This window comes from Paenibacillus sp. 22594 (genome assembly GCF_052044425.1).
Lineage (GTDB): Bacteria > Bacillota > Bacilli > Paenibacillales > Paenibacillaceae > Paenibacillus_AQ.
In genome coordinates, this window is sequence record NZ_JBQENA010000002.1 from 172,220 (window position 1) to 188,224 (window position 16,005).

The 16,005-nt window shown below is 47.0% G+C and carries 12 protein-coding genes; all 12 read left to right on the forward strand.

The features are described 5' to 3' along the window. Positions 1–10: 10 nt before the first annotated feature. The 12 genes from gtfA to ACTJKB_RS07670 all read left to right on the forward strand — a co-directional run bounded on the left by gtfA (position 11) and on the right by ACTJKB_RS07670 (position 15,949). Positions 11–1,480 (forward strand): sucrose phosphorylase, encoded by a 1,470-nt coding sequence (gene gtfA, locus ACTJKB_RS07615; protein WP_440832975.1) that lies wholly within the window; start codon positions 11–13, stop codon positions 1,478–1,480. A gap of 21 nt (positions 1,481–1,501) precedes the next feature. Continuing rightward, on the forward strand, positions 1,502–2,317 hold the full coding sequence (locus tag ACTJKB_RS07620; RefSeq protein ID WP_440832977.1) for an alpha/beta hydrolase: 816 nt from the start codon (positions 1,502–1,504) through the stop codon (positions 2,315–2,317). Positions 2,318–2,428: 111 nt separating this feature from the next. After that, the gene (locus tag ACTJKB_RS07625; RefSeq protein WP_440832978.1) at positions 2,429–4,132 is read left to right on the forward strand and encodes a sensor histidine kinase; all 1,704 of its coding nucleotides are present in this window, start codon (positions 2,429–2,431) and stop codon (positions 4,130–4,132) included. Positions 4,133–4,143: 11 nt separating this feature from the next. Further along, positions 4,144–5,739 carry a response regulator transcription factor gene (locus ACTJKB_RS07630; RefSeq protein WP_440832979.1) on the forward strand — a complete coding sequence of 532 codons (1,596 nt, stop codon included), beginning with the start codon at positions 4,144–4,146 and terminating at the stop codon, positions 5,737–5,739. A gap of 141 nt (positions 5,740–5,880) precedes the next feature. Further along, complete coding sequence (locus ACTJKB_RS07635) at positions 5,881–7,422, forward strand: ABC transporter substrate-binding protein (RefSeq protein ID WP_440832981.1); 1,542 nt, start codon at positions 5,881–5,883, stop codon at positions 7,420–7,422. Positions 7,423–7,495: 73 nt separating this feature from the next. Then, positions 7,496–8,419, forward strand: coding sequence for an ABC transporter permease (locus tag ACTJKB_RS07640; RefSeq protein WP_440832982.1), 924 nt, complete (start codon positions 7,496–7,498; stop codon positions 8,417–8,419). Between the two features lie 12 nt (positions 8,420–8,431). Further along, the gene (locus ACTJKB_RS07645) at positions 8,432–9,325 is read left to right on the forward strand and encodes a carbohydrate ABC transporter permease (protein WP_440832983.1); all 894 of its coding nucleotides are present in this window, start codon (positions 8,432–8,434) and stop codon (positions 9,323–9,325) included. Positions 9,326–9,353: 28 nt separating this feature from the next. Then, the gene (locus ACTJKB_RS07650; protein WP_440832984.1) at positions 9,354–10,160 is read left to right on the forward strand and encodes a Nif3-like dinuclear metal center hexameric protein; all 807 of its coding nucleotides are present in this window, start codon (positions 9,354–9,356) and stop codon (positions 10,158–10,160) included. A 363-nt stretch (positions 10,161–10,523) separates the two neighbouring features. Next, positions 10,524–11,849 carry an ABC transporter substrate-binding protein gene (locus ACTJKB_RS07655; RefSeq protein WP_440832986.1) on the forward strand — a complete coding sequence of 442 codons (1,326 nt, stop codon included), beginning with the start codon at positions 10,524–10,526 and terminating at the stop codon, positions 11,847–11,849. 75 nt (positions 11,850–11,924) lie between these two features. After that, entirely contained in the window at positions 11,925–13,997 is a 2,073-nt protein-coding gene (locus ACTJKB_RS07660) for an alpha-glucuronidase family glycosyl hydrolase (protein WP_440832987.1), read from the forward strand. Positions 13,998–14,144: 147 nt separating this feature from the next. Next, positions 14,145–15,107, forward strand: a complete 963-nt coding sequence (locus ACTJKB_RS07665; protein WP_440832988.1) for a carbohydrate ABC transporter permease — start codon at positions 14,145–14,147, stop codon at positions 15,105–15,107. Next, positions 15,104–15,949 (forward strand): carbohydrate ABC transporter permease, encoded by an 846-nt coding sequence (locus ACTJKB_RS07670; RefSeq protein WP_440832989.1) that lies wholly within the window; start codon positions 15,104–15,106, stop codon positions 15,947–15,949. Before ACTJKB_RS07665 ends, ACTJKB_RS07670 begins: the two co-directional genes overlap by 4 nt. Positions 15,950–16,005 lie beyond the last annotated feature (56 nt).

Below are 16,005 nucleotides of genomic sequence, written 5' to 3' on the forward strand. Positions count from 1 at the left end.
GAGGTTTCAGATGACACTGAAGAATCAAGTACAGTTGATTACGTATCCCGATTCGCTGGGCGGGGACCTGAAGAAGCTTCATCAGGTGCTGCGCAAACAATTTGCCGGCCTCTTCGAAGGCGGAATTCACATCCTCCCGCCATTTCCTTCCTCCGGAGACCGCGGATTTGCTCCTCTGACCTATCTGGAAATTGATCCGGGCTTCGGGTCATGGGAGGATATCCGGGAGATAGGGAAAGAATTCGATGTGCTGGTGGACTTGATGGTGAATCACATATCCAGGCAATCTCCTTATTTTCAGGATTTCCTGATGAAAGGCCGCGCTTCTGAATATGCTGATTTGTTTATAACCCTGGACAAAATCTGGGAAAATGGAGAGCCTGTTCAAGCGGATATAGAAAAAATGTTTTTGCGCAGACCCCTGCCTTATTCAAGCTTTTCTATCAGCGGGAGCGGTGAGGAAGAGAAGGTCTGGACAACCTTTGGCAAAACGGATCCTTCGGAGCAAATTGATCTGGATGTCCATTCCTCGTTGACCCGCCAGCTCCTGCAGTCATTTTTTGAAAACTTCAAGAAAAATAACGTCAAAATTGTAAGACTCGATGCTGTAGGATACGTAATTAAGAAGCTGGGAACCAGTTGTTTTTTTGTGGAGCCTGACATTTATGAATTTCTCGACTGGATCAAAGAATTGGCGGATTCACTGGAGCTTGAGCTGCTGCCCGAGGTGCATGCTCACTATAGCATCCAATACAAATTGTCGGAATACGGGTGCTGGATATATGACTTCATTCTGCCGTACCGGGTACTTGAGGCGCTCACCGGCAGATCCAATACGGAGTTGTATTCCTATCTGAAGACCCGCCCGCATAAGCAGTTCACCATGCTCGATTGCCACGACGGTATTCCTGTTAAGCCGGATCTTGATGAGCTGATCGACACGAATGAAGCTCGGGAGCTGGTCAATCTCTGTGTGGATAGAGGGGCTAATCTGAGCCTCATCTTGTCGGAGGAGCATAAGGGCGAGGACGGATTCGATGTCCATCAGATACGCTGCACGTATTATAGCGCGCTAAATGAAGATGACGATGCTTATCTCGCTGCAAGAGCGATTCAATTCTTCACACCAGGTATTCCGCAGGTGTACTATGTAGGCTTATTAGCTGGAATAAATGATGTGGAGCAGGTAAGAGCAACGGGGGAAGGACGCGAAATTAACCGCCATAATTATACCCTGGAGGAAATTGAGGAGGGGCTTGAACGGGATGTTGTGAAGCGGCTAATGAAGCTGATTCGCTTCCGGAATACTTACAGTGCCTTCGGAGGAACGTTCCAGGTGCTTGAGACGGTAACGGATGAGATCCGGTTGTTATGGGAACAAGGTGAGAAGTATTGTAAGTTGTTCATCAACCTGCAGACCTATCAAACCGTTATTGAATATGTGGATGAGCAAGGCATTGCTGTTACTTATTTGGTTTAATGCGAATTCCGTTTTTAAGGAGTGGTTATTTTGGCTACGCTACAAATAAGCTTTCATTCGAAATGTCTGAAAAGAGAAGTAACGTTAAATGCATTAATGCCGGTTGATCTGCCTGAAGGATTAGGACTGCCGGTATGGTCGGGAGAACCTTTGAGGGCGCTGTATCTGCTGCACGGCTTTTCCGGGAGCCATAACGATTGGATGAACTTCTCACGGATCCGGGAGCTGTCGGACAGATATCAGGTTGCGGTTTTTATGCCCGCAGGAGAAAATCACTTCTATTTGGACGATGAGAATAGGGGAGAATACTACGGGGAATATATCGGCAGGGAACTGGTGGATTTCACACGCAAGCTATTCCCGCTGTCTGCGGCACGCGAGGATACATGGATAGGCGGTTTATCCATGGGCGGCTATGGAGCAATTCGCAACGGTCTGAAATATGCAGACCAATTCGGCCGTATTATAGCCTTGTCTTCAGCACTGGTGTCTTATAAAGTTGCCAATGTGTCCCCGGATTACAATGACGGTATCGCCAGTTATAGTTACTACACCAGCACCTTTGGTGATCTGAGCCAGCTGCTTGGCAGTGATAAAGACCCGGAAAGGCTTGTCCTGGATCTCAAGGCGAAGGGACTTGATCTGCCCAAGCTGTATATGGTCTGCGGGACTGAGGATTTCCTGCTGGATGTAAACCGCCGGTTCCATGATTTTCTTGAAGGGGAACAGGCCGGACATGCTTATCATGAAAGTGAAGGCGATCATAACTGGAATTTCTGGGATAAGTCCATTGAGTCGGCACTGCAGTGGGCTGGGGAAGACAGTAACTCTATATAAAAGCTTCAAGTCTTAAATAACTGAAAGTCTAATATAAGTACGCCCCTGGGTCCGATCGAGAATATATCGGCTCAGGGGCTTGCTGGATTCCGGGGAGGAAGAAATGGTGGTATGATTCGAACAAACAGTATCGTGTTCAAGTTTTCGTTGCAGATGACAGTTATTCTTGCGATCCTGTTGTCCATCCTTGTTCTGAGTAATATTTACTCCCTGGAAGTTGTACGAAGCAATGCACTAACCAGCTCGCGGAATACGCTTGCCCTCTATCAGGCTAACATTCATAATAACTTCAACAATTTCTCCAAAGATTTAATTGAGGTGTTCGATCATAACATTGATGCTGCAGTGAATGTAGCCAACCTGGATGAGAGCAGCGGATATTTCAAAGTGCAGCAGCTCAAAAATAACCTGCTGGCAAAAATGGCGAACGATTATTCCAGTGACGGCATGTTTATCAGACTTTCCGGAGAGCTCGTGCTGGAACAATTCAGCAGCCGGATTCCATCCGGTGATAAGCTCGCTCTGGTCGATTTTCTCAATACACACAAGTTCAGCTCCAGTCCAGCTGATGAAAGTGATGAATGGAAGGTGTTCCAGGTCCAGGGTGATTATTATTTGTTCAAATATATCACCTATTCCCAAGTCAGCTTTGGAACGTTAGTCAAAGCGGATACCCTATTATCCATGGTAGACAGGGGGAGCAACGATCATAACCGTTATGTATTGAGTAATACAGAGGGGAAAATTTTATCTGCGAATAATATCGTCCTGAAAGAGGCAGATTCGACCTTGGGCAGCTTAACCAAAGAGTATCAGCGCAGCTTTCTGATTATATCCGAACCGATTGAAGAGTTTGGCCAGATCACAAATATGGTTGCCAAGGGAGGCTTGTTCTCGGGATTGAAGCTTATTCAGTGGGGCATCGCCTTATTGGCTGTTCTTTCGGTTATCATTGTACCGCTCGTACTGAGGTTCTTAACAAGGGATGTGTTGAAGCCGATCCTCGAGTTGGTGAAGGCGGCCAAAGTGGTTGAGCAGGGGCAGCTGGAGTACCAGGTTCCTCAGGGTGTACCGTACTCCCTGGAGTTTATGAAGCTGTTTCATGCGCTCGAATCCATGGTTAGTGAAATCAAGGATCTGAAGATCCAATCCTATGAAGAACAGATCGAAATCAGCCGCGCAGAAATCAAATATCTGCAGATGCAAATCAGACCCCATTTTTTTCTGAATGCGATCTCGACGATAACCAGCTTGACGTATCACAATAAGAATGAAGAAATACGGCGGATGATCCACTGCCTTTCGGAACATCTAAGATATATGTTTAAGGGAGGACTTGTGGAAGTCTCAATGGAGGAAGAGATCAAGCACGCCGAAAACTATATCCGGATGCAAGAGATCCGGTATCCGGACCAAGTATTTTTCATGATAGAGATCGATGATAAAGTCCGCCAAGTGCCCATCCCGCAATTTATGATCCAGACTTTTGTTGAAAATACATTCAAGCACGCGATGTTCTATAAAGAAATGCTATCGATCTTCATACGTGTGCGGTCAGAGACAAGAGACGGAAAGCCATTTGTCAGTATTGTGATTGAGGATAATGGAGGAGGCTTCTCTTCCGAATGGCTAAGCCAGTCTGTAACAGAAGAGGTGACGGAGGATGGGGGCAGGGTCGGGATAGCCAATATCCGCAAAACCCTCCAGCTGCTCTACAAACGTGATGATCTGCTTAAGCTGTCCAATGCAGAGACGTCAGGCGCAAGAGTGGAAATGTGGATACCTGTAAAAAAATCCGATCAGCCCATGTTGTAGGGGGAGATAATATGCGTTGTATGTTGATTGATGATGATATACCTACGGTTGAAGCCCTGCTCGGTATTGTGAATTGGGATGAATTTGGAATAACCGAATTGCAGACCGCTCATAACATACAGGATGCGAAACAAATATTCGATAAGAGCGAGCCTGATTTAATCATTTGCGATATCGAAATGCCGAGAGGCTCCGGTATTGATATGATCAAGTGGACTAGAGACCGCCAATATGAAGGAGGTTTTATATTTTTAACCTGTCATGAGAGCTTCAGCTTCGCTTCCAAGGCGATCTCATACGACGCCGACTCTTATCTGGTCAAGCCGTTGGATAAGCAGGAGCTGGAAGCGGCGCTGCGGAAGTCCATAGATACATTGAAGAAAAAGATGATGATGGGTGAATACAGCAAGATGGGGCTTGCGTGGCTGAAGAATAAAGATGTGGTCGAAAGAGGATTCTGGAGTGATGTGCTGACAGCCACTCTGTCTCCCCGTATCCATCTCATTCAGAGTGAAGTGCAGAAACGTGAGTTATCATTGTCTGTCCAAACGGAATATATTCTCTTTCTCATAAGTGTTCCGCGTTCCCAGATCGAGAAAGAATGGGACGAAAGCGTCTTCCAATATGCACTCTCTAATCTGATTTCTGAAATTCTCATTACTGAGGTGAGCTTAGGCCGGATCATTGCCTATCAAGTCGATAAAGTGTTCTACAATGCAATCCTTATTGAGAGCCGACCCGATATGAAGTGGCTGCAGGACAGCGCAGAGAATATTATTCTGATGTGCAGGCAATATTTGAAGTGTACGGCTACCTGCTATTTCAGTGAGAAGACTGCAGTCTCAGGACTCTCACAGGTCAAAACAGAGCTGGAGCAGCTGGATGAGTCCAATATCATTTTCAGAGGGAAAGTACATTTGCAGAATGAACCCTTTCACTATGATATTACGGACCGCTTTACCCTTGACATTGAGCTGTTCACCATGTTGTTTGTCCAGAAGGAGAAGGTCCAGATTGTTAACCGGCTGAAGAAAGAACTGGAATTGCTGACAAGTATGAATAAGCTGGATTCAACGACACTTCATTCGATCCGGGAGGACTTCCTGCAAGTGGTCTATTCCCTTCTTTCGCGGCAGCATATTCAGGCGCATCGGCTATTTGCCGACGATGTGACTCAAAGCTTGGCCCAGAATGCCGACAGCAGTGTGTTTGACTTCATGAAGTGGGCTCAGGCGCTTACGGACAAAACGGTGGATTCTATCAAAGAAGTACTGCAGTCCGAAGGAGTTGTCGAGAGAGCGAAGCGATTTATCCAAGAAAATTACAGGCAGGACCTCAGTCGTGAGGATGTCGCCGCAAGTGTATATCTGACAGCGGATTATCTGGCGAAGGTGTTCAAGAACGAGACCGGCCAGACGGTCAAGGAGTACCTGAACGACTTTCGCATCAGGGCGGCGAAGCAAATGCTCATTGAGAGCACGGCGAGCATTAGCGAGATTGCTATGGACGCCGGATTTGATACGATTTCTTATTTCTCGACGGTATTCAAAAAGCTGACAGGAGAAACACCGATAGCCTATCGTTCAAAGCATAAAACCGGTAGATAGCAGAAAGCTCCGCTTTTCTATAGAGAAGCGGAGCTTCTTTCTGCAGTACGGTTTTTCGAAAAAACAGACCGTCTTTTTGAAAGTTCGCTATCCTCTAAAGCAGTACAATGAAAGTGTAAATACAGAACAGGAGGCATCATCATGAAAAGTAAAAAGGGGTTAGGTTCACTGTTGTTGTCCATGGTAGTATGCGGTTCACTGCTCTCGGCCTGCGGCAGCAATTCGAATACATCGGCCAATGATTCCGAGAATGCGGAAGCTAGTGCAAAGGTTGCTGAAATCGTATTTGCCCTGCCGTCGTTCAATCGGATTCCCGATGATATGAGCAAGGTGACGAACGCAATCAATGCAATCACAACCAAAAAGATCGGGGTTAAAGTGGATTTCCGCCTTTATGGTCCAGCCGATTATGCCCAGAAAGTCAATTTGGCGCTCCAGAGCGGAGAGAAAATGGATATCTTTACTACGCTCGGACAATTCTCCAACTATGTGTCCAAAAGTCAGGTGGCTCCGCTTGAAGAACTTCTTCCCGAATATGGTAAAGAAATGACTGCTATTCTTGAGAAGGATTTCGGACCGGACATCCTCAAAACCACAACAATGGATGGTCATATCTATGGTATTCCGGTAAATAAAGGGATGGCTTTGCCTACGAATATTATCTACAACGCTGATATGCTGGCAGATGCAGGTGTTTCGGCTGACACTATTCAATCAGTGGAGGATCTGCCTGCCGCCTTCGCTGCCGTTAAGAAGAAGTCACCGGATGTGGTTCCGTTTGGCCCGATTAATGTGAATCCAACAGATACGGGACTTGTTAATCTGATGAAAGGTGCAAGCAAGGTAGATTACCTGACAGATACAACCGGAGTTGGTGTCGTAATCGGCGACAACGGAAAGGTCGTTAATTTCTATGAATCCGATGTTTTCAAAAAAGGGATTCAGATGATGAGAGACTGGTACAATGCGGGTTATTTACAGAAGGATACCGCAACAACTACGGTTAACGCCATGGAGATGGTATCTTCCGGACGCGGCTTCTCCTTCCTTGGCGGCTACAGCGGCATGGAGGTGGGCAAAACCCTGAGTGCACAAGCCGGGAAAAATATGGAAACCAAACGAATTGCCCCCTTCTATTTCGATACAAGTGCTGTCAATTCCGTAACCTGGATGGTCTCCAGCACCTCTAAAGAAACGGAAGCCTCTGTTAAATTCCTGAACCTGCTGTATACCGACACAGATCTGATCAATACCATTCTCTATGGGGTTGAAGGGGAGGATTACCTGAAGGTTGATGAGCATCATGTGAAATTCCCGGAAGGCAAGGACGCTAATACGGTACCTTACACTGCGATGCTGAGTTCGGGAATCGTAGGTTCCGAGTCTCTTCAGTACCAGCTCGAGGGAATCAACTGGTCTGATATTGAACTGAAGCTGAAGGAAAACAAGGATACAGAAAGATCACCTTATTTCGGATTTATCTTTGATCAAAGCCAAGTGAAGACGCAGATGAGTGCGGTGAACAACGTAGTGAGTCAATATTTGCCTGCACTTGTCAGCGGATCGGTGGACCCGGAGACGATTATTCCGAAATTCATTAGTGCCCTGAAAGATGCGGGCGCTGGGGCGATCATTGACAGCAAGCAGGAACAGCTGGATAAATGGCTTGCAGCGCAAAAATAATAATTCAAAAAAGCTTGCTGAAGGTAGAGCCGCAAATAGAGGCTCTGCTTTCAGCAATGGAGGTGAATCCAACATGATAGCCAAAGCTAAATCAAAGCCTCTCAAAAAAACACTTCCTCTATTGATTCTAGCTGCTCCAGGTTTGCTTTACTTTATCATTAACAGCTACTTTCCCATGTTCGGGGTGTTTATCGCTTTCAAGGATGTCAATTACGCAAAAGGCATTTTCGGCAGTGACTGGATCGGTTTGAAGAACTTTACCTTTCTGTTCCAGACCAGCGATGCCTGGATTATGACCAGAAATACCCTTCTCTACAACCTGGTCTTTATCGCGCTCGGGACGATTGTTTCGATTATCATTGCCATCCTCATGTCCGAGCTGCTGAATAAAATGTACTCGAAGTTATTTATGACAGGCTTAATTCTTCCAAATCTGATTTCGATGGTTGTCCTTTCTTTGCTCGTCTTTGCTTTTCTGAATGCAGATAGCGGTTTTGTGAATCATTCCATTCTTCGTCCGCTCGGTATTCCAGAGATCAACTGGTATTCGGAGCCGAAATATTGGCCTTATCTGCTGGTTTTGATTCAGATCTGGAAAACGGCAGGCTACGGTTCTATTGTCTATTTCGCTTCCATTGCCGGAATCGACAAGAGCATCTATGAGTCTGCCAAAATTGATGGCGCCGGCAAGCTGAAGCAGATCCGTATGATTACTTTACCGCTGCTGAAGCCGACAATCATTGTACTGGTACTGATGTCCATGGGACGGATTTTCAACTCTGACTTCGGTCTGTTCTATCAGGTTCCTATGAACTCTGGAGCGTTGTTCAGCACCACGCAAACGATTGATACGTATGTCTACCGCGCCTTAATGCAGCTGAATGATATCGGAATGTCGGCCGCAGCCGGATTGTATCAATCGCTGGTCGGATTTGCGCTTGTGCTTACGGTCAATACCATCGTCAAGAAGGTTAATCCAGAAAACGCATTGTTCTAGGAGGAAATACTTATGATACAAACAAGAGGAGAACGAACGTTTGCTGTTTTTTCTGCGATCGTGATGATCTTGCTGACGGTTTTTGCTTTTTTACCTTTCCTTCTGATTGTGATTGCATCGTTCACCGATGAAACGACTTTGATCCGAAACGGATACAGCTTTTTCCCGGAGCATACAAGTCTTGAAGCGTACCTGTATATCAAATCCGCAGCATACACTTTCGTCAGAGCATATGGGGTCTCATTTGCTGTCACGATACTGGGAACCGGGTTCGGACTGCTGATAACAAGCATGCTTGCTTATCCCATGTCCCGAAGAGATTTCAAATACCACAATGTGCTGGCGTTTATCGTGTTCTTCACCATGCTGTTCAGCGGAGGAATCGTTCCTTCATATATTATGTGGACGCAATATTTCCATATTAAAAATACTCTGCTCGCGCTGATCATTCCCAACCTGCTGTCCAATGGCTTCAATGTACTGCTGGTGCGAAATTATTTCAAAAACAATGTACCGCTGGAAATTATTGAAGCTGCCCAGATCGATGGCGCGTCAGAGCTGCGGACCTTCTTCCGGATCATGCTTCCCTTGTCCATGCCGGTTATGGCAACCGTGGGTATGTTTATGGGACTCGCCTATTGGAACGACTGGATCAACGCGCTGTATTTTGTATCCAAACCGCAATTTTATGGGATTCAAAATCTGCTGATGCAGCTAATGAGCAACATTCAATTCCTTAATTCCGGTCAGGCCAGCAGTGTGCTCGGGTCACAGGCAGTCCAGCTGCCAAGCACAGCCGTGCGGATGGCAATGGCGGTTCTGGGCATTGTGCCGGTACTGTTCGTACTGCCCTTTATGCAGAAATACTTAACCCGTGGCGTTGTGATTGGTGCAGTCAAAGGCTAACAACAGAAATGAAAAGGAGAACAAGCTTATGAAAGTACAGGAGGTTATCGACCGGATTTTGCTTGATTGTTGCGGTGGCCGTAAGCTGGAGCAGACCTGCGATGTGCTCGCAAGTGGCCATGAGGACATGGAAGTAACAGGAATCGTTACTACGTTTATGGCGACTGTTGATGTCATCCGGGAAGCTATTGCCATCAACGCAAACTTGATTATTACCCATGAGCCAACCTATTTTACCGGAATGGATACACTGGACTGGCTTCAGGAGGACCCCGTGTATCTGGCCAAGCGAAAGTTGATCGAGGAGCACGGGATTGTGATCTGGAGATTCCATGACCACATGCATTTAGCAGATACAGACAGGATTTATGACGGTCTTCTCAAAGAGCTGGAATGGGAGGACAAGAAACTAGACGGGAACGATTCCTGGGGGTATCAGATCGAAGAGACTACGGTTGGAGCGCTGGCAGGCTTCCTGAAACAGAGACTGGGTATGAAGGTCATTCAGATCGTCGGGAATCCGGAGGCTGCTTGCGCCCGCATAGGGGTATTGGTTGGAGGCGGAAGCCTCGGGCTGGGCAGGGAACAAATGCCAATGGAGCTTATGCAGGAAAAGGATCTGGATGTGATGATTTGCGGTGATATCACGGAGTGGACGTTATGCGCTTATGTTAATGATGCTTCTATGCTCGGCATGAATAAAGCAATGATTGTGATTGGCCATGAAAGGTCCGAGGAATGGGGTATGAAGTATATGGCTGAATGGCTGAAACCACTGGTCGGCAGCCTCCCGGTTACCTTTGTAGATGCGAAGGAGCCATTTATATATTTGTAATATTTGAAACGGGGCTATCCCAAAAATGGGTTTCTATTACGGGGGACAGTTCTCTTCATTCTTAAGACCACAATAAGTGAGCAAAGCAGCTATTCTCCTGTTATTGGAGGATCGCTGCTTTGCGTTTTATGAGAACGGAAAGACCCGCGGAAAAGCGATAGCGTTCGCCTTTGTGTCCGGATTTTTACCGCTAAGGAGAATGGAGATGGGACAACCCTGTTTCTGACTCCTCCGGTATTCTATCAAATCTTATTTCCGTGAGATTTTAAAATAAATCGTGCATCGCTCTCATATGAACTTCAATTCATAATTGTTACTATAACGGTGTAGCAAGACAATACAGATTAAATTGGAGGGTTAAAGATGTTGAAATGGAAGCGTTCTCTTACAGTCTTGGCCATGACAGCCTTGCTGGGGACGATGGCAGCATGCGGCGGCGGGACAAAAAACAATGCGGAACCTACTACTGAGCCTGCCGGTACTAATACAGCTGCAACGGCTGCACCAAGCAATGAACCTGTCAAGCTGCGTATAATGTGGTGGGGATCCCAGCCGCGCCACGAGGCTACTCTGGCAGCACTGGACTTGTACACAAAGAACAACCCGAATGTTACGTTTGAACCGGAGTATTCCGGTATGGATGGATACTTAGACAAATTATCTACTCAAGCTGCAGCTAATAATGCACCGGACATCATTCAGCTTGATCCGGGCTGGATGCCGGACTGGATGTCACGCAATCAATTAGCAGAGCTGGCACCTGAAGTTGATGTAAGTAAATTCGATGGAAAATTACTGGCCGGTGGCCAACGTGACGGCAAGCAATATGCTGTTCCTCTGGGTTCAGTAGCGTTCGGTATGGTGTATGACAAAGCCGCTATGGATAAGCTCGGGATTGCGAATCCGGCTAATGGATGGACATGGGATGATTTCTTCGCCTTAGCCAAGGAATCCAAATCCAAACTGCCAAGAGGACAATATTTTACCTTGGACTATGCAGGCAACTATTTTATGTATTCGGCCTACCAATATGCCAAAGGTAAAGGTCAGGTTATAACTGACGAGGGTCACTTTAACGTAGATCAAGCTACCTTCTTGGAATGGACCAAGAAATTTGAAGAGCTGCGCAAGGATGGACTGGTTCCTCCGGCGGACGTAAACGCATCCGACAAGGAAAATGATCCGCAAATGGACTTAATGGCCGCAGGCAAAGTATTATTCCGGTATAGCTTCTCCAATAACCTCGGGACTTGGGACAGTATTAAGCCAGGCGCTTACGCGCTTGTAACTATGCCGCGTGCAGAACAAGCCGGTGGTTGGTTGAAACCATCGATGTACCTGTCCGTTTCCAAAAACTCCAAGCATGCTGAAGAAGCTAAAAAATTCATCAATTGGTTTGTGAATGATCAGGAGGCAGGTAACATTCTGCAAACATTCCGCGGCCTGCCGGCGAATAAGGAAATTTCTGCTGCCCTGGAAGCAAGCATGAGTGATCTGGATAAGGTTGGATTAGAACTCCTTCGGGCTACTGAAAAGGATGGCCAGACCTGGTCGGCTGGAGCAGGCGGCTGGACGAACTTTATTGACAAAGATTGGGTGCTTGTCCGGGATCAGCTCAGCTTTGGAAAAGTCACACCAGAGAAAGCCTTTGAACAGTTGAAAGAAGCATCGCAATCTTACGAAAAATAATTCTGCAAGCAAGGCCCGGAACATCCTTGTTCCGGGTCTTGAATTTATTTTGGGTAGGGATAGGGAGGATTATAGATGAGTAATTCTGTGTTATATCACCCGGGAGACGGATATCTGGCCTGGCTACAGTACCGCCGGATCACAACTGGGGTAAATGCTGATCAATATGCGGGATATAATCATATTGTTGTGGCTGAGCGGGATGATGTTGTTATTCGTTCTGCAGTGAACGAGTTGACTCAAGGCATGGAGGAGATCACAGGAAGAAAAGTTAACGTCTCGGGGAAAATAGAGAGAACTCCTAGTGTCATACTGGGAACTTTCGGGACTGGATCAGGAATAGATGAAGTATTCAGTGAAGAAGTAAGCAGTGCGATTCAAGCGGAGGGCTATGCGATTCAGACGGACAGTCTTACTGGTAACATTACCATCGGAGCTGCTACATCCACGGGGATATTATATGGTGTATTCCATCTGCTGCGAATCATGGGTACAGGGGGCTCTGTCCAGCATTTGAATATTCTCGAGAACCCTGTAAATCAGCTGCGTATGATCAACCAGTGGGACAATATGGACGGTAGTGTGGAGCGGGGATATGCCGGGGAATCGATATTTTATGAGAATAACAAGATAACGGGTAATCTTCAGCGTATCCAGGATTATGCCCGCCTGCTGGCCTCCAGTGGAATCAATGCCATCTCGATTAACAATGTAAATGTTCACCGGGTGGAGAGCCGGCTGTTAACGGAATTCCTGCCAGATGTGGCGAAACTGGCCGCTATCTTTCGCGCTTATGCCATCAAGCTGTTCCTGAGTATTAATTATGCCAGCACCATTGAGATCGGCGGCCTGTCATCGGCAGATCCGCTGGATTCCGGCGTGCGTGAATGGTGGACCACTGCGGCCTCGGAAGTATATGCAGCCATTCCTGATTTCGGAGGATTTCTGGTAAAAGCCGATTCGGAGAACCGTCCGGGACCGTTCACCTACGGAAGAGATCACGCCGACGGCGCCAATATGCTGGCTGAAGCGCTGAAGCCGCATGGCGGCATCGTAATCTGGCGCTGCTTCGTGTATAACTGCAAGCAAGACTGGCGCGACCGTACAACAGACCGGGCGCGGGCTGCCTATGATCATTTCCAGCCGCTGGATGGCCGCTTCATGGACAATGTCATTCTGCAGGTGAAGAATGGACCGATTGACTTTCAGGTTAGAGAGCCGGTCTCTCCGCTGCTGGGAGCCATGCCGCACACGAATCAAGTGATTGAATTTCAGATTGCCCAGGAATATACCGGACAGCAACGCCATGTGTGCTATCTGGTGCCCCAGTGGAAAGAGATTCTGAACTTTGATACGCATCTTCATGGCGAAGGAACTACGGTCAAGCGCATTGTGGATGGAAAGGTTCACGGCAATGCCTACAGTGGCTTTGCTGCTGTCTCCAATATTGGAAATGACACCAATTGGACGGGCCATCTGCTGGCACAGGCAAATCTGTTCGGTTATGGCCGTCTGGCCTGGAATCCGGAGATGTCTGCTGAGAAAATTGCTGTGGAATGGATTACGCTCACCTTTGGCACCAATGAGCTGCTGGTTCAGACCATACTGGACATCCTTATGAACTCCTGGGAGATTTATGAATCGTATACAGCCCCGCTGGGCGTCGGGTTTATGGTCAATCCTGACCATCACTACGGTCCTAATGTGGATGGATATGAATATTCAATGTGGGGTACTTATCACTTCGCAGACTGTTATGGTATTGGTGTTGACCGCACCTTAGCAACCGGGACCGGGTACACCTCCCAATATGCCCGTATGAACATGGAATGCTACGAGTCGCTTGAAAGTTGTCCGGATGAGCTGCTGTTGTTCTTTCACCATGTCCCTTATACTCATGTGCTTCATTCCGGCAAAACGGTGATTCAGCATATTTATGATACACATTTTGAAGGCGCGGAACGGGCAGCTGGGTTGGCAGCATCCTGGAAGCTTATGAAGGAACATGTGGATGAACAGGTGTATAGACATGTAGCAGACCGTCTTGGGGAGCAGGCCGATCATGCTAAAGAGTGGCGGGATAGAATCAATACGTACTTTCTCCGGAAAAGCGGAATTGCCGATCAATGGGGAAGAACCATCTATTAATCAATCTAAGCAGGGAGCGGTGAAGGATACCGCTTCTTCTTTTTTGTCGTTATATTTTGAAAGAATTCGAGCATTCCCCTCCTTTAGCAGGCGATGGGCGGATTATATACTTAAAGTATAAAAATTGACCACAAGAGGTGACCACAGATGAACCGTTCCACAGCCACTGTAGCCCAACCTGCTGTAAAGACGAAAAAAAGCTCCTATTTTCGAAGCAGATGGAACGCTCCGCTTGCAGGCTATATGTTTATTTCGCCCTGGCTGATCGGGTTTCTAGCGCTTACGGCGTATCCGTTATTCTTATCACTGTACTATTCGTTTACCGACTACACATTAATGCAGCCGATGAAGTGGATCGGGACCCGCAATTATGAGCGCATCTTTACAGCGGACCCCAAATTCATTCAATCCGCTAAGGTAACCTTCACTTATGTGCTAGCTTCCGTACCTCTAAAGCTTATTGCGGCTCTCTTTGTTGCAATGATCCTGAGTAAGGCGGTCAAAGGAATAAGCTTTTACCGCACTGCGATTTATTTTCCTTCACTTATCGGAGGGAGTATTGGGGTATCGCTGCTCTGGCGCAACATTTTCGGTGTTGACGGAGTCTTTAACAAACTGATTGGCGTCTTTGGTTTTGAAGGGAAGGGTTGGATTACAAGCCCCGATACAGCGCTTGGCACGCTGATTCTGCTGACGGTCTGGCAATTCGGGTCCACCATGGTTATTTTTCTGGCAGGCCTGAAGCAGATTCCAAACGATCTGTACGAAGCGTCTTCTGTGGATGGGGCTAACAAGGTAACTCAATTCTTCAAAATCACACTGCCGATGCTGTCGCCGATTCTCTATTTTAACCTGATTATGTCCGTCATCGGCGCCTTCCAAATGTTCACTTCCGCATTTGTAATTACGAACGGTGGTCCGATGAACTCCACTTATGTGTATGCAATGTACTTATACGAACGGGCGTTCAGCCGTTACGAACTGGGTTATGCTTCGGCCCTGGCCTGGATTATGCTGGTTGCAATTATTGCAGCAACTGTTCTGATCTCTTATACCTCGAAGTATTGGGTATTCTATGAAACAGACACTGGAGGGAAAAAACGTAAATGACAACACTAAAATTCAAGCCAGCTTTCCGTCATCTGTTCATGATTCTCTTCAGCCTCATTATGGTCTATCCGGTTCTTTGGTGGGTCGGTGCTTCCCTGAAAAACAGCACAGAGCTTAGCTCAGCGTCTATTTTCCCGTCAACCCTGCAATGGAGCAATTTCACCAAAGGCTGGAATTCGGTTCCCGGTCATACGTTTACGGATTTCTATCTCAATACCTTTGGGCTTGAATTTGCCGTAATCATTGCAACGCTGCTATCCTGCACATTGGTTGCCTTTGGTTTTGCCAGATTGGATTTTCCGCTCAAGAACTTCTGGTTCTCCATCTTGATGCTGACTTTAATGATGCCTGGACAAGTACTGATAATCCCTCAATACGCACTGTTTTACCAATTGGGCTGGGTGAATACGTATCTCCCGTTTATCATTCCCCATCTGCTTGCCGGTGGGGCAGGCGGCAGCTTCTTCGTCTTCCTGCTGATTCAATTTATTCGCGGTGTTCCAAGAGAATTAGACGAATCGGCTAAAATTGACGGGTGCTCCTGGTTCGGTATCTTTTGGAGAGTCGTTATGCCGCTTGCCTTTCCGGCAATCGTTACCGTGACGATTTTCTGTTTCCTGTGGAATTGGGATGATTTCCTGGGTCATCTCCTGTACATCAATACGGTTGACAAGTATACTGTCGGACTGGCGCTTCGGATGATTAATGACTCTCAATCCGCTCAGGAGTGGGGGCAACTGCTTGCCATGTCTCTGGTATCTATTCTTCCGGCAACCATCGTCTTCATGTTCCTTCAGAAGTATTTCGTGGAAGGGATTGCGACAACAGGAATTAAAGGATAAGATGTAAAAAAACATCCGTCCGTTAACGGTAAAGCGTCGAATGCCCTTCGCAGCTT